This window comes from Stenoxybacter acetivorans DSM 19021, assembly GCF_000745895.1.
GTDB classification, from domain to species: Bacteria; Pseudomonadota; Gammaproteobacteria; order Burkholderiales; family Neisseriaceae; genus Stenoxybacter; species Stenoxybacter acetivorans.
The window spans coordinates 1-20,990 of the sequence record NZ_JQKE01000036.1 but is presented as its reverse complement, the minus strand read 5'-3'; the positions used below and the strand labels follow the sequence as shown (position 1 = coordinate 20,990).

Below are 20,990 nucleotides of genomic sequence, written 5' to 3'. Positions count from 1 at the left end.
GTTACGGGCTGCCTGAAATGATTTTCAGGCAGCCTGATGAGTCAGCGTTTTTTGTGCTCAAACCGAAAAGATTAAACGCTTAAAATGGCGTGAAGTTAAAATTTGTAGGTATATTGAACGCCCACAATGCTGGCATGGCTCTTGAATTTGGCTGTGCCGTTGGTGCGGCTGGATACGCAGGCTTCAGAGCCCGGTCCCATGGCTGTGCCGCCACACCAGCCGTTTAGGTTGGCTTGGCTGTCGTGGATTTTCAGGTAGCTGTATGCCAGATTCACGGTGTTGTTTTTGTTAAAGTCGTATTTTCCGCCCACAGAGAACCACATGCGGTTGGAATCAGGCAAGGTTGCTAAGCGCAAATCATCATTTTTTACCGGTGATTGATCATAGGCCCAACCGAAACGTAGCTGCAAAGGCTCGCTCACTTGATACGATGCACCTAACGATACTTTGTACGTATTGCGCCATTGCGGATTAAGCGTGGTAACGTTTGAGGTGGTTTGACCGCCTGTTTGCGGGTTGGCAACCACTTTTCCGTTGTCGTAGGTTAAGTGTGCTTTATTAAAGCGCGAATGGCGTGTCCAAGTAACATCACCGAATACATTCCACTTCGGATTCACTTTCCACATGCCGTGAACGGATAAAGATTCGGGGGTGGCTACTTTGACTTGTGCCCCTTCTTTGCTGACATAGCCGCTGTCGCGAATACCTTGCTCGACTGACGGATTGGCAAAAGCAGGTCCTTCCAAAAGCCATTTTGCATCGCCTTTGATGTTGTGGCTGACTTTGGAGCGATAGTTCACACCCATGCGCACGTTGTCGTTAATATCCCACAGCCATGCCAAGTTATAACCAAATCCCCAGTCGCTGCCTTTTACATTGGCAGATCCGTCTGCCATGCCGTTTGCACCGATAAAAGCACCGAAATTGGCGTATTGACGCAGCTCGGCTTTGGTGTGCTGTGCAACCAAACCGACGGCTACTGAGTGTTGGTCATTGATTTTGTAAGCAACGGTTGGCTGAACGGCGATGGTTTCCAAACCGGTTTGATTGAGGTTGTAGCGCAATACGGAATTTTTTTGGTATTCGGTGCTGGAACCGAACGGCACATAAACGCCCAAACCCAAGAAAACGCGGTCGTTCACTTGATGTGAAACATAGCCATGCGGTGCGAGTACTGCATCGTCGGTGATTTTACCGCTGCGCGATACATTGGTGCTGCCGTCGGGGGCGGTGTTGATTTCCTGCTGTCCGCCGGGCATCCCCGGGTAATACGCTTTGGCATCTTTGTATTTAACGCTGGGCATCACGACGTTGATGTTGATGCTGGCCTGTGTGCCTTCCAGTTTGGTTAAACCGGCGGGGTTGTAAAAAAGGGTGGACGGATCGGCGGCTTCGGCTGCAGATGCGTTGGCGGTGGATTGGCTGCTTACCGATTGTGTACCGAAATGGTAGCCCGATGCCAAGGCTTGGTTTGCCAAAAACAGACCACTGATGATTAAAGCACTCTTTTTCAGGGTTTGAGGTAATGTTGTTGTCATGGTTGTCTCCTTAATGTAGAAAAGACGGTGCTGCGGGCGAGGCTGCCTGAAACACCGATTCAAGTACGAGGCGTATCCCCTGACGCTTCAACTAATCAAAATTTAAACTAATCAAAATTCAAAATGGCAGTCGTGTAAACATTCTGTACGTCGTCTAAGTCTTCCAGTGCATCAATGAGTTTTTGCATTTTTTCTGCATCATCACCCGATAATTCAATTTCATTCTGCGCCCGCATGGTTATTTCACCGTCTTCGGCTTTGAAATTTGCTTCTTCCAAAGCCTGTTTTACGGTGGTGTAGTCATTGGGTGCGGTGATGACTTCAATTGAACCGTCATCTTGTATGATGACATCTTCCGCGCCGGCTTCCAGTGCCGCTTCCATTAGCTTTTCTTCGTCTGCACCGGGTGCGAATAATAAATAGCCTTGATGCACAAATTGAAACGCCACAGAACCGTCTGTACCCAAATTGCCGCCGTTTTTGTTAAATGCGTGGCGCACATCGGCAACAGTGCGGGTTTTGTTGTCGGTAAGGCAATCCACCATTAATGCCGCGCCGCCAATGCCGTAGCCCTCATAGCGCAGTTCCACATATTCCACCCCTTCCAGATTGCCCGTGCCTTTGTCAATCGCACGTTGTACGTTGTCTTTGGGCATGTTTGCGTCGGTGGCTTTGTCTATTGCCAAACGCAGACGCGGATTCGCATCGGGATCGCCGCCGCCCATGCGGGCAGCCACGGTGACTTCTTTAATAATGCGTGTAAAAACTTTACCGCGTTTGGCATCTTGCCGGGCTTTGCGGTGTTGAATATTTGCCCACTTACTGTGTCCAGCCATAACTGTCCTTGTGCTGCCAGAGGTTGGCAGCAATCTTTATTGGTGTGTTTATACAAAAAAACCAAAGCAAGATGCTGAAATAGATTTTGGCTTTGGTATGGATATACGGTTTTATTTTATCACGATCACTGTATTGCATTCATGAGTGGCTTTGATAAAACAGCACCATCACCGATAAAATAAACAGCACAAGCGGTTGTGCCTGTGCTGTTTGAGTGTGCATTATTCCATGATGCTGAACACAATCACTTTAATCCTTGGATAAAATTGGCAACCGCATCTATTTCTTGGGCATTTAAACGCTGAGCAATATCAACCATTGTGGCGTTGGTACGCTGACCGTTTTGGTAAGACTGCAATTGTTCTGTAATATAAGATTTGTGCTGTCCGCTCAAGCGCGGGTAGGCAATAATGCCGTCTTTGGCAACAGAACCTGCGGGCATACCCGCACCGTTGGGACCGTGGCAAGACAGGCAAGACGGCACTTTTTTATCCGCCAAGCCGCCGCGATAGATTTTTGCACCCAATTCGATATTGTCTTTGGGATTGGCTTCACCCGCTTTGGGCTGCTGTGCGCGGAAAAATGCCGCGGCATCGCGAATATCGTCATCAGACAAGCTGGAGACCATGGGCATCATGCTGACTGCCGCGCCGTTGGTGCGCTGGCTGTCTTTAATTAAATGGGTTTGCTGAATGATGTAGTCGGCATCTTGTCCTGCCAATTTGGGATACATGGCAACAGCACTGTTGCCGTCTGCCGCATGGCAAGAGACGCAAATTGTTGCGGCGATTTTCTCGCCGTTAGCAAGATTTGCGTCCGCCGCCGCAGCCAATCCGGAAACCAATACCAAGCTCAGTAGGGTCAAACGTTTCATGAAATGCTCCTGTGTTGGTATTGCTAAGCAAATGCCCACAACACCTTTTTTAATTTTCATTGAATTGAATGGTTTCGGCAGTACTCTATCAGGAAACCGAACGAACCAATTTTTTCACAATCATGCTATTCTATACTAAATCTTTAAGAAAATACCAATGATGCTTTTTGAAAATGCCCAATTTTATACTACGGTGAACCATTTAAACGACTTACCCGATATCTGCGCCGAAATTGCGTTTGTGGGGCGAAGCAATGCGGGTAAATCCAGTGCAATCAATACGCTTACTCGTCGCACTCGCTTGGCGTTTGTGTCCAAAACGCCGGGGCGGACACAGCACATCAATTTTTTTGCTTTGCCTGGCGGCGGATTTATGGTGGATTTGCCGGGCTATGGTTTTGCACAAGTGCCGATGGCAATACGCATGCACTGGGTTAAACTTTTGGGCGACTATTTACAGCATCGGCAGCCGCTGATTGGTTTGATGCTGATTATGGATGCACGCCGCCCGCTTCTGGATTTAGACAAACAGATGCTGGAATTTTTTGCGGTAACGGGTAAGCCTGTGCATATTTTGTTGTCCAAAGCCGATAAATTATCCAAAAATGAGCAAATTAAAACCTTGTCTTCTGTCAAACAAGCCTTGAAAGCGTTTCAAGAAAAACAAATGGTATCGGTGCAATTGTTTTCCAGCTTAAAAAAACAGGGCATGGCAGAAGTGGAAGCGGTGGCTTGCGGGTGGTTTCAGCAATGTGCAGATAGGCTGCCTGAAAAAGTTGCGGAAAAAGATGAGCAGGAATAATAATGAAATATCGCTGAACTGCTGTTTTTTGTATGTAGATACCGCTTTTCATTTCAGCTTCTGCCATAACAGGGCTTAATTGTTTCGGATTGCTGCGTGATGAAAAAGTAAAGTGGTTTGGCTGTAGATGTGATGTATTGATATGGTGTTCAACAAAAAACAGGAAGCTGAAAATCGGCTTCCTGTTTTTAAATGAAAGGAATTTCATTTAAATTAAATATTACAGCGGCGGAATGCGCAGTTTTTGACCCGGGTAGATTTTGTCGGGATCGCTCAACATGGGTTTGTTGGCTTCAAAAATTTTCATGTATTTGTTGGCATCGCCGTAGTATTTTTTGGCAATGGCAGACAGTGTGTCGCCGCGGACAACGTCATGGTATTGAGAAGCATCGGCTTGCTGTGCCACAACCAAGTTATTATCTACATCAGATACACCTTCTACATTGCCTGCTGCCAAAGTGGCTTTTTCGCTGGCTTCTTGAGAGGGTGCATTGCCTGCCAAAGCCACTTTCCCTGTGGTGCTGTCGAAAGTGATTGCTAAATTGGTAATGCCTAAATTTTGTTTTTCAATATAGCTTTTGATTGACGCAGCGGCGGTTGCATTGGTCTCTGCCGGATTAGCAGCGGCTTCTTTGATACCAAATAATTTCTCACCTGCGGTTTTAATGAAACTAAACAAACCCATGTTATTACTCCTGTCAGCATAAAATTCAAATACATCTAAAACTATTTCAGATGCAGTTGATTATAATGCGGTCTCATATTGAAAAATGCAAACTTCCTTACATAATTTTAATTATGATTGAATTTACTTGCAGCCAGCCTGTAAACTGTTATTACCTTGTTCTTTGAAGCGGTTGGTTGATTATGTCTGACTCTGTTTCTTTTCTGACTCTTTTACTCATCGGATTTCTCGGCGGCGGGCATTGTGTTGCCATGTGCGGCGGTTTGAGCAGTGCGTTTGCTTTGCAGCTGCCTGAACGCATCAGCCGTGTGAAGTTAATTGTGCTGCTGAATTTGGGGCGTATCAGCGGTTATGTATTTATTGGTGTGCTGTTGGGTGCTTTGGGTCAATTGGGCTTGTCTTTGGATAAAACGCGCACTTTGCAAATGGGCTTATTTGTTTTTGCCAATGTACTTTTGATTTTATTGGGCTTGTATGTGGCGGGTTTGTCACAGTGGATTATTTATGCAGAACGTTTGGGCAAACCGATTTGGCAGCGGTTGAATCCGATATTAAATCGGTTGTTGCCGATACAAAGTTTGAGTGCGTGTGTTGGCGTGGGTTTTCTGTGGGGCTGGCTGCCGTGCGGCTTGGTTTACAGTGCATCGCTCTATGCTTTGAGTAGCGGTGATGCACTGTCCGGTGGATTGAATATGGCGGCGTTTGGGTTGGGTACTTTACCCAATTTATTGGCAATGGGTGTATTTGCTGCACAACTAAAAGACTGGCTGAATCGGCGGAAAGTACGCTTGGCAATGGGTTTGTTGCTGGTGTGCTGGGCTTTGTGGCAATTGAAAAAAATATGGTTTTGATGCGGAAAATTAAGAACCTATGTTCAATAATGTTTAAGAACCAATATTCAAAAAATTCTTAATAAAATCATATGGCGTATAATTAGCAGATAAATTAAGATAGTAGGTAATCCTTTATGTACCCGAGTGATTTGACAGATAGCCAATGGGCGATGATTGAGTCGTTTTTTGACATCATATGATTTTATTAAGAATTTTTTTGAATATGGGTTCTAAATAAAATAATGTCGTTTACAGTATTTAAATGTGGGCGGAGAAAAATAAAGTGTATTGTCGGCTGCCAATACCAAATTAGATGCTGAAATATTTGCGTGGCTGATTATGGTCGAGTGTAATCTGCCAAGATGTATGCTGTTCGTTAAGTCTTGTGAGTTAGAGGGTCATGCGTGAAAAATTTATTGATGTTTATCATTCTGTGTTCAGTTGCTTGGTTCGGATATGGCAAGTGGCAATCTATGAATGCTCCTGTTGATGCTGCTTCATTTACATCTGTTCCGCTGTCTACTCCAGTGCCAGCCCAAGAGCAGTTTAGCTGCGATGGTCGGACGCATTGTTCACAAATGCATTCCTGTGCGGAGGCCACTTACTTTATCAGGCACTGTCCCAATACCAAGATGGACGGCGATAATGACGGCGTGCCTTGTGAGCAGCAGTGGTGTAATTGATCATCCGCGCAATGTCTAACTATTCGTCCAAGTGGTATGGTTGTTGCTTAACTTACTTAAATGTTAAAACAGATAGGAGGATTTGTAGGCGAACAACTCATAAAATTCAAGCATCGCATAGTAGCTTAAAAACCCTTTGAGAATTTATATATCTTAAAATGGAAAAAATAAATTTTAATAATAAGATATTTATTAGCGCATCAAACACGGAAAATGGAGAGGTTAATGAAGAAACTGTATTTTATTATCATCAAAAAGATGAATATATATGGGCGGAATATTATGGTGGAAAAATAATTAAGGGATTTTTAGTTGGTTATATACAAGAGAATGGGATATTAAATTTTCACTACGAACACATAAATAATAAAAAAATAATCAGAACAGGAAGATGTGAGTCAGAACCAAAAGTATTGAAAAATGGGAAAATAGAATTATTGGAAAAATGGGAGTGGACAAATGGAGATAAAACAAAAGGAGAATCAAAAATAATAGAAAAATAATGAAGTGTGATGGTGCCAAACATAATAAATCCGCATATGTTTCGGGTGCAGCAACACCTTCAGATTAAGAAAAATCGCAGTTGGTTTTATAATTTTTGTGCAGTTTTTCGCCTCAGTGTTATTTTCGCCAGTTTTCTTTGATTTAATAATGTATCAGGGTCTGTGGGTATTTAAAACTCAGCGTGAATTGATTTCTACAGCACACAAATAAATCATAGCCGAAAAAAAACAAATCTGTTTTATCGGCTATCATTGTAATTCGCTTATGTTCTTTTAATTTGGTAAAATAATTTTCAACCAAATATCGCCATTTATATAGCTTTTTATCCAATGTTTTTGGATTTTTGCGGTTGGGTTTTTGTGCAATAACCGCTTTCACGCCACGCTCACTCAATTTCTGAAAAAAACAATCTGCATCAAAAGCTTTATCTGCTAACTCATTTAGTGGTAGAACGCTTACTGTGTCGTGCTTGTTACTCGGTAATAAAACACATCAAATTATCCAAAGCATCAGCCAATACCATAATTTTGGTTGTTACTCTGCCGCGAGAATGACCGATTGTTTGATTGTATGTTCCGCCTGTCGCACCTTGTCTATGATGATGTACTCTAATATTGTGCCGTCAATGCATGGCATATTCTAAATTCGGTTTGTCACTTAGTGCGGTAAAAATATTCTTTAAAGATATTTTTTAACCAATTATTGTATTGTCTGTAAATGGTATTCCATTTATCAACAGCTTGGATAAATCGCGACAAGGACTGCCTGTTTGGGCTATTCAAAGAACTGCTTCAAGTAATAAATGATTATTTTTTTCTTATTCGCTCCCTGTCGGTTGCTTTTCCAAGACATAAAAGTTCTATTTTTTTCATTGGATATTGGTTAGTTTTAATCTATCTAATTGTTTATTATAAATTATATGGGTAAATGACTATAGACCATAATATACCCTTAGTATATTTCATTATTTACGAAACGAATTTAATAATAATTTTAACTGTTATAGTAACTAACGTTATAAACCAGATGGTTGTCATATATTTTTCAAACAGTAACAAAATAAATCATTATTAAACAGTGTTTAGTGTTACTATTTTCGTGCAGTAATTTTCATGAATAATATCGAAGCAGGCTGAAAGTAATTAATGCTTAATGCTTAATGCTTAATGCTTAATGCTTAATGCTTAATGCTTAATGCTTAATGCTTAATGCTTAATGCTTAATGCTGAGTTGAAATGGTTCGGTAAATTAACGTAGTGGCTGTATTAAAAATTTTGATGCAGAGTTCAATAATGACTCAATATCAACCGTATAAAGGTGTGGATAGCGCTGAATAAATTTTAATGTAGTCACTGTAGTATATTGTAACTAGTTTAAGGAATGTATATGCCGTACAAACACATTGTTACGGAGATGATGAAGATAGATGGTGCTGTTTTAGCCAGCATCGTTGATTATGAAACAGGTATGGTCGTTGCGGGCGAATCACAATCCAACTTGGATATTGACTTTGCCACCGCCGGTGCTGCCTCTATCGTGAACGCACAGTCTAAATCTCTGACATTATTGGATATTAAAGCTGAAATTGATGATATTTTGGTTACACTTGATGATCAATACCACATTACGCGTGTCTTAAGGAAAAGCAGTGATACTGCCGGACACCCCTTGTTTTTATATTTGGTATTACAACGCAATAGCAGCCCATTGGCTTTGGCGCGCCGAATCTTGCAAAATTTGGATGCGCAATACCAAAGCACATTGGCTTGAGGGAGGTCGTTGTGGCTGAAGTTGCATTTGGAAAAGTGATGCTGAAGAATTGCACGGTTTAGATATCAATACTGTATTAGAAGCACATCGTAACTGGGTAAGCAAATTAAAGGCGTTACGTGCTGAAGCTTTGGCAGAATTGGACATTGAAGTAATCTCTTGTAATCATGCTTGTGCCATGGGGAAGTGGTTGTATGGCGACGGTAAAGCAAATCACAGTATAACGATTTGTTGGTCACTCATGCGCAATTTCACGCTTGTGTCGGTGAGGTTGTCAGCAATCAGAAAAAGGGATTATTTTTGGATGTGGTATCGCTAATGAAGAAAGAATTACCAACACTTTCAGCTGATGTAGAAGTTCGGCTGGAAGCATTGAAGAAAGGAATATAACTATGGAGTTTAATTTCACAGGAATGTCTGCTAAAGAAATGGCTAGAGAGACTCGAGTAAAACACGATCAATGGATAGAAGCTGTTTCCCAAGCAGACAGTCGTTTTTTAGCGGAAAATCGCCCGTGTGTCCGTGCTCATGACTTGGCTGAGGCTGTCCTTACATGGGCAACAGACAATGCTGATAAATATAAAGGATTATCAGTTTATGAAGACATGGTACAAAAAGTTACCGCTGTTGATGCTGTTTACGAAAAGATAATGGATTTTCGTGAAAAAGCTTTATTTTTAGATGCGGTGGTGGTAATCAAAAAAGAATTACCGCAAACTGCCAATCAAGCTGTGACAGCAGTAGAAGCCATGGGCACAGCTGATTAATCAAACCCTTGTTGCCCTGAGAAAGCGCCCTGAATATTGTTTCAGGGCGCTTTTTTGCAGCGTGCATTATTAATGGTTTGTCAATTTTAATCTATCTATTTGTTTTATAATATTAAAGATAAATATCAAAAGATCTTTCATAAAGCAAGGAATTATCCGGGATAATTTCTTAAATGAAACATTACTATTGGCACGCAAAACCTGCCGTTTACATTAACTCGAACCGTCCGGTGAAGAAGCGTAATCGCTTCGGCTCGTAAACCCATTTCAGGCCACGAATCTGGTTGCGGTTGTTGTAGAGATGGATAACGGCATCGGCGACCACGTCCAGATGTTTGTAAGTATAGACACGGCGCGGGATTGTCAGACGTACGGTTTCCAGTTTCGGTACATGCTCATGTCCCGTATTCGGATCGCGTCCGGCGGAGACGATGCCGCGCTCCATAGAACGCACACCTGAAGCGATATACAGATGCGCAGCCAAGCTCTGTGCCGGCAGCTCGTTTTGTTTCAGATGCGGGCAGAATCGGTGTGCGTCTAAAAATACAGCATGCCCGCCGATTGGCTCAACAATCGGCACGCCCGCTTCCAGCAATCTGTCTCCCAAATAGCGCACGTGTTCGATGCGGTATTTGATGTATTCATCTTGCACGCTTTCTTGCAATCCGCGCGCCATTGCCTCCATATCGCGTCCTGCCATGCCGCCGTAAGAAGGCATGCCTTCGAATACCACTACCAATTCTTTCGCTTCTTGGAACAGGTTCTCATCGTTCATACATAAAAAACCGCCAATATTTGTTAAGCAATCTTTTTTGCCGGACATTGTGCAGCCGTCGGCATAGCTGAATTGCTCGCGGACGATGTCTTTCACTGAAGTTTGTTCATACCCTGCTTCTTGTTCTTTAATGAAATAAGCATTTTCTACACAGCGTGTAGCGTCCATGAACAGCAAAATATTATGCTTACGGCACAATGCCGACACTTCCCGTAAATTCTGCATTGATACAGGCTGTCCGCCGGCGAGGTTGCACGTTATCGCCACACAAACATAAGCGATCTGCTCTGCACCGACTTCGGCGATCAGTGCTTCTAATTTCGCTAAATCAACATTGCCTTTAAACGGTATATTTGCGGTAGAGTCATGCGCTGCATCAACAATGACATCGCGGAATATGCCGCCGTTGGCTTCTTGGTGATAGCGCGTTGTCGTGAAATACATATTGCCCGGTACATATTGCCCGGGCTTGATGGCAATGGTGCTCAACAGATTTTCCGCACCGCGTCCTTGATGCGTGGGTACGACATACTTGAATCCGAACAGTTCCTGCACTGTTTTTTCGAGGTGATACCAGTTGCGGCTGCCTGCATAGGCTTCGTCTCCATGCATGATACCCGCCCATTGGTTATCACTCATGGCGTTTGTTCCTGAATCGGTTAAGAGATCGATATACACATCTTTAGAATCCAGTAAAAAAGTGTTGTATCCCGCTTGCTGCATACGTTCTTCTCGCTGCTTCTGCGTTGTCATCTCTACATATTCTACGGATTTAATCCGGAACGGTTCTGCCGCATATTTATTGTAATTCATACTGTTGCTGCCCTCCTAATGTCGAAATAGTACATGGTGCAAACGCACCTGCTGTATAAATTGTACATAAGCTGGGGTATGTAAATTTCATTTATTTTATAAAATTTTAACAAAAAATAACAAAGCTGTTTAATTATTATGAAAAAATTTGTATGTGAATAAATTAAAAAAATAGTTAAACCTTTTTAAGATAACAAATTAATACTTTTAATACTTATTTGTTAATATTAACAATATTGCGTTACGGTAATGTACATTTTAATAACAACAATTACCATTTTCAAAGTTTAATATATATTTGTTAATTGATAATAAAAGAAAACAATTGTTAATTATTATTGATGTTACTCTATTTGCACAGTAATTGCATTATGAACCACACCGTAGTAAAGCAATAACTGCTGAGCAGGAACTGAAATAAATAGTGAGTGTGTTGAGAATACCTGAGGTAATGATTTTTCATCAGTCATACAACGGGTTGATATAACGCAAATGGTATTTTATAGTGCCATCACTTTTAAGGTTAAACAATTTATAAGGAATTATTTATATGTCATACAACAATATTGTTGCAGAGATGATGAAGATAGACGGTGCTATTTTAGCCGGTATCGTTGATTATGAAACGGGTATGGTCATTGCGGGCGAATCGCAGTCCAATTTAGATATTGACTTTGCCACCGCCGGTGCTGCCTCTATCGTAAATGCGCAGTCTAAATCTTTGTTATTACTGGATATTAAAGCTGAAATTGATGATATTTTGGTTACGCTTGACGATCAATACCACATTACACGCCTTTTAAAGAAAAGCAGCGAAGCTTCCGGACACCCCTTATTTTTATATTTGGTATTACAACGCAATAGCAGCCCATTGGCTTTGGCACGCCGGATTTTGCAAAATTTAGATGCGCAATATCAAAGCACATTGGTTTAAGGAGGTTGTTGTGGCTGAAGTTGTATTTGGAAGTGATGCTGAAGAATTACACGGTTTAGATGTCAATGCTGTATTAGAGGCACATCGTAATTGGGTAAGCAAATTAAAGGCGTTACGTGCTGAAGCTTTGGCAGAATTGGATATTGAAGTAATCTCTTGTGATCATGCTTGTGCCATGGGGAAGTGGCTGTATGGCGACGGTAAAGCATTTGAATCTAAATCACAGTATAACGATTTATTGGTCACGCATGCGCAATTTCATGCTTGTGTCGGTGAGGTTGTCAGCAATCAGAAAAAGGGATTATTTTTGGATGCGGTATCGCTAATGAAGAAGGAATTACCAACACTTTCAGCTGATGTAGAAGCTCGGCTGGAAGCATTGAAGAAAGGAATATAATTATGGGGTTTAATTTCACAGGAATGTCTGCTAAAGAAATGGCTACAGAGACTCGAGTAAAACACGATCAATGGATAGAAGCTGTTGCCCAAGCTGACAGTCGTTTTTTGGCGGAAAATCGCCCGTGTGTTCGTGCTCATGACTTGGCTCAGGCTGTCCTTACATGGGCAACAGACAATGCTGATAAATATAAAGGATTATCAGCTTATGACGACATGATACAAAAAGCTACCGCTGTTGATACTGTTTACGAGAAAATAGTGGATTTTCGTGAAAAAGCTTTATTTTTAGATGCGGTTGTAGCAATCAAAAAAGAATTACCGCAAACTGCCGAGAAAGCCATGGCGGCAGTGGAAGCCATGGGTAATGCGGGCTGATTTAACCTATATTTATTGTTTTCAAGGAAGTTTCTTCGGATTAGATTAAATGCCAAATACTGTACCGGAAACACAATTGGGATTGGGTAGGTAAATTGTAAAATACCGTGTGCAAAAAATCTGGCAAGAATTGGATCTTGGAAGTTACTTCCTGTAATGATACCTATATTGGTAAAATTGTTGACATCTGAAAAAAGTGTCTTTTCGAATGATGTTTAATGAATAAATACTAACTTTTAATTGATGTGGTAAAGCTTGATTGAAAGTGTAAAGGACAAATGTAATATGAAATTAGATTTTACTGGGATGTCTGTAAAAGAAATGGCAGAAGCCACTCGAATAAGTCATGACCAATGGATAGACATTGTTGCTAAGTCAGGCAGTGGTCAAGATTTATCAGAAGCACAACCATACCAGCGTGCTCATGAATTGGCTGTGGCCGTTCTCACATGGGCGGAAAAAAATGCTGAAAAATATAAAGGCATACCAGTTTATGAAGAAATGATACAGAAAGCGACTCTTGTTGATGATGTTTACAACAAGATAGTCGGTTTCCGTGAGAGTGCTTTATTTTTAGATGCGGTAGTGGCAATCAAAAAAGAATTACCGCAAACCGGTGAAAAAGCCATGGCGGCAGTAGAGGCTATGGCGGAAATAGAATTGATGGCGGCAACAGAAGTTATGGAAGCAGTGGAAGCGATGGCGGCAGCTGATTAATCAAACCCATATACTCCAAAAAAGCTCCCTGAATATTATTTCAGAGAGCTTTTTTCTTTTCTTGTGTTGCATTTACTGAACGATGAGTTCATTAAAATAAGTAATGGCAGGTGTATGGGAAATTGACATAAAGTACAATGGTGAAGTCTTAATCAAATCATATACTGATGAGGCTAGGCTCCGTAATGGTTTTAAAATCAATCCATCATAATCGGCTTTGATTACATTGGTGTAACATTAACATTATTACCTGAACCGACAATTCGTACCCGTGCGCCGGGGGTAAACCGGTTATCGTATTTTTGCACGACTACAAATTCTTCGCCATTATCGCGGCGAATGGTTAATTCTAAGGCACTGGTGGCATCAATGGCTTGTTCGATTTTGTTGCCGACGACCAAACCAACCACACCGCCCACCACTGAAGCAATGGCAGAACCTCTGCCGCCGCCGATGCCTGAGGCAGCAATACCGCCGATTGCACCGCCGCTCAGACCACCCAAGCCGGTTTCTTTATTTTGAATCTTCACCGGATTGGCAGACACAATCGTGCCAAAAGCGACTGAACGAACGGTTTTGGCTTGTTCTGCGGTGTAAACATCACCGCTTAAAGTATTGGTGTTGGCACAGCCCAATACTGATAAAGATAAAATGACAGCAGTAATTGAGTATGTTTTCAATTTCATGGTTTGTATCCTTTGGGTTTGATAAATGTGGTTAAACAATAAAATCACTTATTACAGTCGGTCCATTATGACATGGAGGTATATTTATTTATCAATACCTGTGTAAGAATTAGCAGTGTTGTTTACACTTTTTATTAAAAAAAATAAAAATATTTCTCTAACACCTCGTATGGTGTCGCTTTGCTAAGTGATTTATGATGTTCTTGTACAGACTACTTCGAAAGCGTGCTCCGACGTTCCCTTGTATTCTGTCCCGTTATCCGAATACACACAATCAATCTGATAAGGGCATTTCTGTAATGCATTGTTCTTTAAGAAATATCTGCTTCGCTGAATTGGCTTTTATCAGGATAAATGCCCGCATACAATTCGCGCGAAAAACCATCAATTCCCACAAACAAATACTTACGACGACCAAATTGGATTTGACCTGTCAATGCAGGCAAGCATTTGGTGTCCACATGCAACATTTTACAGGGGTAAGATTTATTGTACTGCCGCGATTGCGCTTTTAGCTTGTCTTGAATGTTTTTTCACTTTTGTCAAATATTTCATGCCATAACGTATTTGTTTAAAGCGCAGGTTGGTGCTGTTTTGGGGACATGAATACGTACAAACGTAGCCTTTATACAGAATAGGTCTTGCCGGCAATAGGCAGCCGCTAAATCGGAAACGCGCACATTTTCTTCTGTGTAAAGCTACCCTGTTTCTTGACGCTGATGCGGCAGTAAATAGGTTTTTTTGTGAACATTCATTGCAGTATTTTCCTACAAATACTGTAAACAACGCTGAGAATTCTTAATATACCTGCATTCAGTGGTAAGCAGCTTCACTGTCCATTGAGCGTATTATGTTGGCTGCCAATGTTTCAGGCAGCCTGTAAACGCGTATTGCAAAAAAGCAGGGTAAAGCGGTAGAAACAAATCAATTGATACCCTATTGATTAATTATGCTGATACCACTGACCAAGCAATTTCTTCTCCCGCACGCATGGGTATTAATGACTCTGTACCAAAATTAAAGCAGGGCGGTATGGTTTGTGTTTGTTTTACTAAGGTGATTGTACCGCTGTTTTGTGGTAATCCATAAAAACGTGCACCGTTTTGTGAGGCAAATGCCGCCAGTTTATCCAGTGCACCCGCTTGCTCAAATGCTTCTGCATAAAGTTCCAAAGCGGCATGCGCACTGAAAACACCGGCGCAGCCGCAAGCGCATTCTTTGGTGTGTTGGGAGTGGGGTGCGCTGTCTGTCCCTAAGAAAAATTTGTGGGCAAATTTGCCGGTAACGGCGGTAAGCAAGGCTTGGCGGTGGCTCTCGCGTTTTAATACCGGCAAACAATAATGGTGCGGACGAATGCCGCCAACCAATAGATCGTTACGATTAAGTAATAAATGCTGCGGGGTTACGGTGGCGGCAATGTTGTCGGACGCATTTTCCACAAATTTTGCGGCTTCGGCTGTGGTGATGTGTTCAAACACGATTTTTAATTGCGGTACTTGCTTGATGATGGGTTTTAGTACACGCTCAATAAACGCGGCTTCACGGTCAAAAATATCAATGTTTGAATCGGTTACTTCACCGTGCACCAGTAAAGGCAATCCCGCTTCTGACATGGCGTGTAGTGTCGGCAACAAGAGCAGTATATTGGTTACGCCTGCATCGGAATTGGTGGTGGCTCCGGCGGGGTAGAGTTTAAATGCAATGATTCCCGCCGATTTTGCTTCATGCACCCAATCAGGTGTGGTGCGGTCTGTGAGATAAAGCGTCATCAAAGGCTGAAAATCACTGCCCTCAGGCAAAGCTGCCTGAATGCGTTGGCGGTATGCCAATGCGTCAGCAACACGTACAACGGGCGGCTTTAAGTTGGGCATAATAATTGCACGCGCCATTTGTTTGGCGGTAAACGGCAGCACGGCTTTTAAGGCATCGCCGTCACGCAAATGCAGGTGCATGTCGTCGGGTTGGGGAAGTACGAGGGTTTGAGGCATGGAGAGCGGCTTAATTAAAAAAATTTTAATCTATTAGTAGTTATTACAGTTGGTTATCTGTAAAAATTAAAATGGGTTTTAACGATAACGCGGCATCAATAATAAAACTGCGATGAGAAATATGCGGCTATGGTTTCAGCAATAAACCGCTTCTTTTATTGATCAGCCAACGCTTTTCAGGCAGCCTAACTTTCAGGCTGCCTGAAAAGAAATATATCTATTATTAATTCAGTTTCAGCGTTTATTTTTTTCGTAAATCGGCATCACTTCAGGCAATAATTTGCGAATGGCATCAATGCGGTTGTTGTTGGTGGGGTGTGTGGAAGTAATGGCAGACAACACCGAATTATTGTTGTTCAGTTGATTCATTTTTTCCCACACAGTTACTGCCGCTTGCGGGTTGTATCCGGCTTGTGCCATTAACATTAAGCCGCCTTTATCTGCATCGCTTTCTTGGCTGCGCGAAAAAGGCAAGCCAATGCCGTATTGGCTCAATAAATCTTGAGAGGTACTCAGCACAGTGCCGTCAATGCCGGTTTTTGCTGCCAATACTTGCCCGCCGATATTCATGGCGGTATTGGTTATCAGTTGTTGTCCGGCGGCTTTTTTGGAGTGTTCATGTAAAGCATGAGTCATTTCATGCCCCACCACTGCGGCGGTTTCATCATCGGTGAGCTTTAATTTGCTGACCAATCCGGTATAAACCACCATTTTACCGCCGGGCATTGCCCACGCATTTAATTCATTACTGCGGATAACGGTCATCTGCCAATCAAACGGAACGCCGGTTTGATTGGCGGCTTCGGCAAAGGGTTTCATGCGTTTGAAAATGGTTTGTACGCGTTTGGCGATGGCTGATGTGGTATCCACAGCACCTTGTGATTTGGCTTCGCTGACCACTTGTGTGTAACTTTTGGCAGCAGATTCGTTCATGCTGCGCGAATCATAACCGGCTAAATCAGCCACTGTGCCGCAACCGATGAGTAAGCCCAAAGCGGCGGCTGAAGTGAGTGCGAATCGGGTAAGAAAAATGCGGTTCATGGTATTCTCCACGAGTTGGTTTGGGTTTTGTTAATATAACATAAGTTAATGTAACTTATTTTAATATAATATGAATGACGAAAAATTTCAGGAAATCTGTGGTTTGCGTTGCCATTTCCGCCACAACCACACGGCAATGATAAACAAAATGAATATGGCTGTTATCGGAACAAGTAAAGACAACAATGTTACCACCAAACCGGCACCTGTTTCGGCAATGGAAACCACAGGATTGGCTAAGCCGCCGGTGGTTGCGGTGGACGCTAATCGTGTACTGCCCATACCGGTTTTTATTGCTGCCGCCACACCGCCGCCGCCGATAATTGCCAATGCCCAGGTGATTGCCGGATTTAAATCGGCTTGGGTGGACACCACAGCCACTGTGCCGGCGGCACCCGCCAATGGAATGGCGATGCTGTCTAAAGCATTATCCAGCCAAGGAATGAGGTAGGCACCGATTTCGGCAAACGTTGCCACGCCCAAAATCACCAATGCCGCGGGAGAGGCAAGCCATTGCCAGCCGCTGCTTAACGGCCACAAACCAAAGTAAGCAAACAGACTTAAAGCAAACAGCGGTAGGAATACGCGAAACCCTGCACTGGCAGCAAGTCCGATTCCCAAGGCGATGCTGATTAACATTTCTGCATTCATTACGACTCCAGAGTGTATTCAATGATTATTATCTAGGTTGATGTTGATTTGATGGCTACCTGTAAAGCGGCAATGCGTTCGTGTGCCGGTGGATGTGAATCGTAAAAACGCGAATACCAAACATCGGATACCAAAGAAGCGGCATTACTGCGATAGAGCTTGGTTAAAGCACGAATTAAATCTTGGGCATGGGCATATTTAGCGGCAAAACGATCGGCTTCAAATTCATTGCGCCGCGATAATAAACCGGCAAGCGGTGAGAATGGGAAAATCATCAGCGGCAGCACCAATAAAAACAACAGTAAAGCCATGGCATAGCTGGCATGGGATACACCTAAGCCTTGATAAAACGCCGCTTGCGGCAGCAACCATCCCAATATTGCCAGCACGAGCAATACCAAAACAGAAGTCAGCAACATTTGTTTAATAATGTGTTTGTGTGCAAAATGCCCCAATTCATGTGCCAATATTGCTTCTACTTCTTCAGGCAGCATGTCTTTAATTAATGTATCAAAAAATACAATGCGCTTGTTTTTGCCCAATCCGGTGAAATAGGCATTGCCGTGTCCGCTGCGTTTTGATCCGTCCATAACAAAAATGCCATTGCTGTGAAAACCGGTGCGGTGCAGCAGGGCTTCAATGCGTTGTTTTAAATCCAAATCAGCTAATGGTGTAAAACGATTAAACAGCGGCGCAATCCATTTGGGAAATGCCCACATCATCAGCCAAGAAAATCCCAGCCACAGCCCCCAAACCCACAGCCACCACCCATTTCCCGCCGCGCCCATCAGATAAATCACCGCAAATAATAAAGGCGCGCCCAGAACCGTCGTTAGCAATACACCTTTGATTTGGTCGCTGATGAAAGTAGCTAAAGTCATGCGGTTAAAGCCAAACTGTGCTTCTAAACGGAAATGGCGGTATAGGTCGAACGGTAAAGACAGTATGCCGTTAATCAATACAAATAAGCCGATGAGTAACACGCCTTGTCCAATTGGTTGAGCGGTGATTTTTTGGCTGATTAAAAACAAGGTATTTAAACCGCCGCCCAGTGTAAAAATCAACAATAAGGCTGCCTGAAACAGTATTTCATAACGAGCTAGCCCTTGCTTTGCCAACGTGTAATCCGCGCCTTTTTGGTGTTCTGCCGGACTGACAGTTTCCATAAAAGCGGCAGGCACGGCATGACGGTGTGCCAAAACCGCACGGCTTTGCCGAAAAGATAAATACAATTGCCCCAAAGTATTGATAACAAAAAACAGCAAAAACAAAACATAAATAGTGTGTGAAGTCGGCATATCAATCAAGAGGTGTTCAAAAACGATGGGTTATTGTAGCCCAAGCAGGCGGCTGATGCGGTAAAATCAGTTCATTTTTGCGGTAATGACAATATGACGCTCACACAAAACCCCAATAACTTGGTTTGGCTGGATATGGAAATGACCGGCTTAAATCCCGAGCATGATCGCATCATCGAAGCGGCGATGATCATCACCGATAGTGATTTAAATATACTGGCACAATCGGAAGTGTATGTGATTCATCAAAGTGATGAAGTCATGAACAGCATGGGCAGTTGGTGTACCGCCACCCATGAGCGCACAGGACTGACTGCCAAAGTCAAAGCCTCAACGACAACCGAAGCGGAAGCGGAGCAAGCGTTATTAACGCTAATGCGCCAATGGCTGCCTGAAAAAACCAGCCCGATGTGTGGCAACTCCATTCATCAAGACCGTCGTTTTATGGCAAAGTACATGCCGCAATTGGAAGCCTATTTCCATTATCGCAATCTGGATGTTTCCACCCTTAAAGAGCTGGCAAAGCGTTGGAATGCGCCCATTGCCAAAGGAGTGGTTAAAAAAGGTGCACATCAAGCATTAGACGATATTCTGGAAAGCATTGAGGAAATGAAATATTACCGCAGTCATTTTTTAAAAATATCTGAAAAAGTACCTGAATAAGTGCAATCTTATGGTTAGAATACCCAAAACTTCACATGCCCATCATCATAAATGGAGCGGGCGGTTTACTGCACAGGTTTTGCCCCTGTTTGATAATGGTTTTTTCAGGTGAATGTATTTGTTATTCTGCTGTATGGAAATTGCATTATTTAAAATCATCATTGTTATTTAGAATCATCATTTATAAGGAAATCTTAAATGTCTTTACAAAACATCATCGAAACCGCTTTTGAAAATCGTGCGAGCATGACACCGAACAATGTGGATGCGGAAATCAAAACGGCAGTGCTGGAAACGCTCAATCAATTGGATTCAGGCAGCCTGCGTGTGGCAGAAAAACGCGATGGGCAATGGTTGGTGAATGAGTGGGTAAAAAAAGCAGTATTGCTGTCATTTCGTATTGCAGAGAACCAAACAGAAGATGACGGTGTGAGCCGCTACTTTGACAAAGTACCCACCAAATTTGCCAACTGGCAAACCGCCGATTTTCAGGCAGCCGGTTTCCGTGTTGTACCGGGTGCAGTGGCGCGGCGCGGCAGTTTTGTCGCCAAAAACGTGGTATTGATGCCTTCTTATGTGAATATTGGCGCATATGTTGATGAAGGCACTATGGTAGATACTTGGGCAACGGTTGGCTCGTGCGCCCAAATTGGTAAAAATGTACATTTGAGCGGTGGCGTGGGTATTGGCGGGGTGTTGGAACCTTTGCAAGCCGCACCGACCATTATTGAAGACAATTGCTTTATCGGTGCGCGTTCTGAAGTTGTTGAGGGCGTGATTGTGGGTGAAGGCAGTGTGATTTCCATGGGTGTTTATATCGGGCAATCCACTAAAATTTACGACCGTGAAACCGGTGAAATCAGCTATGGCAAAATACCTGCGGGTTCGGTGGTGGTTTCGGGCAGCTTGCCTGCCAAAGACGGCAGCCATAGCCTGTATTGTGCGGTGATTGTCAAAAAAGTAGATGCAAAAACCCGTGCCAAAACCAGTGTGAATGAATTGCTGCGCGGGGTATGAGCATTTAGAAATATCGGTGATGTTATAAAAATATTAAGATGTAAGAATTACCCGCGTTATTTACACTTTTCATCAAAATAAAAATATTTCTCTAGTACCTCGTATGGTGTCGCCCCGTTAAGTGATTTATGGGGCTTCACCGTATTGTAGTAGTTGATGAAGCGATTTAGCTCCAGCTTTCGATGCTCACTGTCCTGAAAGCGTGTTTTATCGTGCCACATCTGCATCAACGTCCTGATAACCCGCTCTGCCTTACCATTGGTCTGTGGGCGGGCAACTCGGGTAAATTTTTGATTGATGCGATGTTCTGTACAGACAATTTTGAAAGCATGTTCCGGCG

Annotated in this window: 23 protein-coding genes; 12 read left to right on the top strand and 11 right to left on the bottom strand. The window is 42.9% G+C overall.

What is annotated here, in order from left to right; translation table 11 throughout:
* Nucleotides 1-95 precede the first annotated feature (95 nt).
* The 3 genes from Q384_RS06330 to Q384_RS06320 all read right to left on the bottom strand — a co-directional run bounded on the left by Q384_RS06330 (nucleotide 96) and on the right by Q384_RS06320 (nucleotide 3,249).
* The gene (locus tag Q384_RS06330) at nucleotides 96-1,538 is read right to left on the bottom strand and encodes an OmpP1/FadL family transporter (RefSeq protein ID WP_037586630.1); all 1,443 of its coding nucleotides are present in this window, start codon (nucleotides 1,536-1,538) and stop codon (nucleotides 96-98) included.
* 107 nt (nucleotides 1,539-1,645) lie between these two features.
* Complete coding sequence (locus Q384_RS06325; protein WP_037586629.1) at nucleotides 1,646-2,374, bottom strand: YebC/PmpR family DNA-binding transcriptional regulator; 729 nt, start codon at nucleotides 2,372-2,374, stop codon at nucleotides 1,646-1,648.
* A gap of 245 nt (nucleotides 2,375-2,619) precedes the next feature.
* Nucleotides 2,620-3,249, bottom strand: a complete 630-nt coding sequence (locus Q384_RS06320) for a c-type cytochrome (RefSeq protein WP_037586639.1) — start codon at nucleotides 3,247-3,249, stop codon at nucleotides 2,620-2,622.
* A 157-nt stretch (nucleotides 3,250-3,406) separates the two neighbouring features.
* Between Q384_RS06320 and yihA the strand changes: the two genes are divergently transcribed.
* Entirely contained in the window at nucleotides 3,407-4,051 is a 645-nt protein-coding gene (gene yihA, locus Q384_RS06315; RefSeq protein WP_037586628.1) for a ribosome biogenesis GTP-binding protein YihA/YsxC, read from the top strand.
* Nucleotides 4,052-4,271: 220 nt separating this feature from the next.
* Here the strand turns inward: yihA and lysM are convergent, their stop codons facing one another.
* Nucleotides 4,272-4,736, bottom strand: a complete 465-nt coding sequence (gene lysM / locus Q384_RS06310) for a peptidoglycan-binding protein LysM (RefSeq protein ID WP_037586627.1) — start codon at nucleotides 4,734-4,736, stop codon at nucleotides 4,272-4,274.
* A 182-nt stretch (nucleotides 4,737-4,918) separates the two neighbouring features.
* Here lysM and Q384_RS06305 point away from each other — a divergent pair, with 182 nt between their 5' ends.
* The 5 genes from Q384_RS06305 (at nucleotide 4,919) to Q384_RS06285 (ending at nucleotide 9,293) form a co-directional block, all read left to right on the top strand.
* On the top strand, nucleotides 4,919-5,587 hold the full coding sequence (locus tag Q384_RS06305; RefSeq protein WP_037586626.1) for a sulfite exporter TauE/SafE family protein: 669 nt from the start codon (nucleotides 4,919-4,921) through the stop codon (nucleotides 5,585-5,587).
* Between the two features lie 401 nt (nucleotides 5,588-5,988).
* Entirely contained in the window at nucleotides 5,989-6,252 is a 264-nt protein-coding gene (locus tag Q384_RS14505) for an excalibur calcium-binding domain-containing protein (RefSeq protein WP_084224414.1), read from the top strand.
* Between the two features lie 158 nt (nucleotides 6,253-6,410).
* Nucleotides 6,411-6,755, top strand: coding sequence for an avidin-fold protein (locus tag Q384_RS06300; RefSeq protein ID WP_037586625.1), 345 nt, complete (start codon nucleotides 6,411-6,413; stop codon nucleotides 6,753-6,755).
* A gap of 1,387 nt (nucleotides 6,756-8,142) precedes the next feature.
* The gene (locus tag Q384_RS06290; RefSeq protein WP_037586624.1) at nucleotides 8,143-8,526 is read left to right on the top strand and encodes a hypothetical protein; all 384 of its coding nucleotides are present in this window, start codon (nucleotides 8,143-8,145) and stop codon (nucleotides 8,524-8,526) included.
* Nucleotides 8,527-8,918: 392 nt separating this feature from the next.
* On the top strand, nucleotides 8,919-9,293 hold the full coding sequence (locus tag Q384_RS06285) for a hypothetical protein (protein WP_037586623.1): 375 nt from the start codon (nucleotides 8,919-8,921) through the stop codon (nucleotides 9,291-9,293).
* Between the two features lie 208 nt (nucleotides 9,294-9,501).
* Here Q384_RS06285 and Q384_RS06280 read toward each other — a convergent pair whose 3' ends face one another.
* Nucleotides 9,502-10,881 (bottom strand): tyrosine phenol-lyase, encoded by a 1,380-nt coding sequence (locus tag Q384_RS06280; RefSeq protein ID WP_037586622.1) that lies wholly within the window; start codon nucleotides 10,879-10,881, stop codon nucleotides 9,502-9,504.
* 550 nt (nucleotides 10,882-11,431) lie between these two features.
* On the opposite strand from Q384_RS06280, the gene Q384_RS06275 reads away from it, so the two are divergent.
* The 4 genes from Q384_RS06275 (at nucleotide 11,432) to Q384_RS06260 (ending at nucleotide 13,306) form a co-directional block, all read left to right on the top strand.
* Nucleotides 11,432-11,815 (top strand): hypothetical protein, encoded by a 384-nt coding sequence (locus tag Q384_RS06275; RefSeq protein WP_037586621.1) that lies wholly within the window; start codon nucleotides 11,432-11,434, stop codon nucleotides 11,813-11,815.
* A gap of 10 nt (nucleotides 11,816-11,825) precedes the next feature.
* Nucleotides 11,826-12,212 carry a CZB domain-containing protein gene (locus tag Q384_RS12640; RefSeq protein WP_169740840.1) on the top strand — a complete coding sequence of 129 codons (387 nt, stop codon included), beginning with the start codon at nucleotides 11,826-11,828 and terminating at the stop codon, nucleotides 12,210-12,212.
* 2 nt (nucleotides 12,213-12,214) lie between these two features.
* A complete protein-coding gene (locus Q384_RS06265) occupies nucleotides 12,215-12,589 on the top strand; it encodes a hypothetical protein (RefSeq protein ID WP_037586620.1) in 375 nt (124 codons plus the stop codon).
* Between the two features lie 285 nt (nucleotides 12,590-12,874).
* A complete protein-coding gene (locus Q384_RS06260; RefSeq protein WP_037586618.1) occupies nucleotides 12,875-13,306 on the top strand; it encodes a hypothetical protein in 432 nt (143 codons plus the stop codon).
* A 221-nt stretch (nucleotides 13,307-13,527) separates the two neighbouring features.
* Here Q384_RS06260 and Q384_RS06255 read toward each other — a convergent pair whose 3' ends face one another.
* From Q384_RS06255 to Q384_RS06230, 5 genes are all read right to left on the bottom strand, one after another.
* The gene (locus Q384_RS06255; protein WP_037586617.1) at nucleotides 13,528-13,992 is read right to left on the bottom strand and encodes an outer membrane lipoprotein; all 465 of its coding nucleotides are present in this window, start codon (nucleotides 13,990-13,992) and stop codon (nucleotides 13,528-13,530) included.
* Nucleotides 13,993-14,939: 947 nt separating this feature from the next.
* A complete protein-coding gene (pyrC, locus tag Q384_RS06245; protein ID WP_037586616.1) occupies nucleotides 14,940-15,980 on the bottom strand; it encodes a dihydroorotase in 1,041 nt (346 codons plus the stop codon).
* Between the two features lie 234 nt (nucleotides 15,981-16,214).
* A complete protein-coding gene (locus tag Q384_RS06240) occupies nucleotides 16,215-17,021 on the bottom strand; it encodes a M48 family metallopeptidase (protein WP_037586615.1) in 807 nt (268 codons plus the stop codon).
* Between the two features lie 87 nt (nucleotides 17,022-17,108).
* Nucleotides 17,109-17,672, bottom strand: coding sequence for a DUF4126 domain-containing protein (locus tag Q384_RS06235; RefSeq protein ID WP_037586614.1), 564 nt, complete (start codon nucleotides 17,670-17,672; stop codon nucleotides 17,109-17,111).
* A 32-nt stretch (nucleotides 17,673-17,704) separates the two neighbouring features.
* Nucleotides 17,705-18,970, bottom strand: a complete 1,266-nt coding sequence (locus Q384_RS06230; protein WP_037586637.1) for a M48 family metallopeptidase — start codon at nucleotides 18,968-18,970, stop codon at nucleotides 17,705-17,707.
* Between the two features lie 93 nt (nucleotides 18,971-19,063).
* Here Q384_RS06230 and orn point away from each other — a divergent pair, with 93 nt between their 5' ends.
* Together orn and dapD are read left to right on the top strand one after the other, a co-directional pair.
* A complete protein-coding gene (gene orn / locus Q384_RS06225) occupies nucleotides 19,064-19,633 on the top strand; it encodes an oligoribonuclease (RefSeq protein ID WP_037586613.1) in 570 nt (189 codons plus the stop codon).
* Nucleotides 19,634-19,831: 198 nt separating this feature from the next.
* The gene (dapD, locus tag Q384_RS06220) at nucleotides 19,832-20,650 is read left to right on the top strand and encodes a 2,3,4,5-tetrahydropyridine-2,6-dicarboxylate N-succinyltransferase (protein ID WP_037586612.1); all 819 of its coding nucleotides are present in this window, start codon (nucleotides 19,832-19,834) and stop codon (nucleotides 20,648-20,650) included.
* A 56-nt stretch (nucleotides 20,651-20,706) separates the two neighbouring features.
* Here the strand turns inward: dapD and Q384_RS06215 are convergent.
* On the bottom strand, nucleotides 20,707-20,990 hold a 284-nt coding region (locus tag Q384_RS06215), incomplete at its 5' end, for an integrase core domain-containing protein (RefSeq protein ID WP_156956479.1).

Coding starts and splice junctions, on each gene's coding strand:
- Q384_RS06330 (WP_037586630.1), bottom strand. CDS start 1,538: ATGACAACAACATTACCTCAAACCCTGAAAAAGAGTGCTTTAATCATC.
- Q384_RS06325 (WP_037586629.1), bottom strand. CDS start 2,374: ATGGCTGGACACAGTAAGTGGGCAAATATTCAACACCGCAAAGCCCGG.
- Q384_RS06320 (WP_037586639.1), bottom strand. CDS start 3,249: ATGAAACGTTTGACCCTACTGAGCTTGGTATTGGTTTCCGGATTGGCT.
- yihA (WP_037586628.1), top strand. CDS start 3,407: ATGATGCTTTTTGAAAATGCCCAATTTTATACTACGGTGAACCATTTA.
- lysM (WP_037586627.1), bottom strand. CDS start 4,736: ATGGGTTTGTTTAGTTTCATTAAAACCGCAGGTGAGAAATTATTTGGT.
- Q384_RS06305 (WP_037586626.1), top strand. CDS start 4,919: ATGTCTGACTCTGTTTCTTTTCTGACTCTTTTACTCATCGGATTTCTC.
- Q384_RS14505 (WP_084224414.1), top strand. CDS start 5,989: ATGTTTATCATTCTGTGTTCAGTTGCTTGGTTCGGATATGGCAAGTGG.
- Q384_RS06300 (WP_037586625.1), top strand. CDS start 6,411: ATGGAAAAAATAAATTTTAATAATAAGATATTTATTAGCGCATCAAAC.
- Q384_RS06290 (WP_037586624.1), top strand. CDS start 8,143: ATGCCGTACAAACACATTGTTACGGAGATGATGAAGATAGATGGTGCT.
- Q384_RS06285 (WP_037586623.1), top strand. CDS start 8,919: ATGGAGTTTAATTTCACAGGAATGTCTGCTAAAGAAATGGCTAGAGAG.
- Q384_RS06280 (WP_037586622.1), bottom strand. CDS start 10,881: ATGAATTACAATAAATATGCGGCAGAACCGTTCCGGATTAAATCCGTA.
- Q384_RS06275 (WP_037586621.1), top strand. CDS start 11,432: ATGTCATACAACAATATTGTTGCAGAGATGATGAAGATAGACGGTGCT.
- Q384_RS06265 (WP_037586620.1), top strand. CDS start 12,215: ATGGGGTTTAATTTCACAGGAATGTCTGCTAAAGAAATGGCTACAGAG.
- Q384_RS06260 (WP_037586618.1), top strand. CDS start 12,875: ATGAAATTAGATTTTACTGGGATGTCTGTAAAAGAAATGGCAGAAGCC.
- Q384_RS06255 (WP_037586617.1), bottom strand. CDS start 13,992: ATGAAATTGAAAACATACTCAATTACTGCTGTCATTTTATCTTTATCA.
- pyrC (WP_037586616.1), bottom strand. CDS start 15,980: ATGCCTCAAACCCTCGTACTTCCCCAACCCGACGACATGCACCTGCAT.
- Q384_RS06240 (WP_037586615.1), bottom strand. CDS start 17,021: ATGAACCGCATTTTTCTTACCCGATTCGCACTCACTTCAGCCGCCGCT.
- Q384_RS06235 (WP_037586614.1), bottom strand. CDS start 17,672: ATGAATGCAGAAATGTTAATCAGCATCGCCTTGGGAATCGGACTTGCT.
- Q384_RS06230 (WP_037586637.1), bottom strand. CDS start 18,970: ATGCCGACTTCACACACTATTTATGTTTTGTTTTTGCTGTTTTTTGTT.
- orn (WP_037586613.1), top strand. CDS start 19,064: ATGACGCTCACACAAAACCCCAATAACTTGGTTTGGCTGGATATGGAA.
- dapD (WP_037586612.1), top strand. CDS start 19,832: ATGTCTTTACAAAACATCATCGAAACCGCTTTTGAAAATCGTGCGAGC.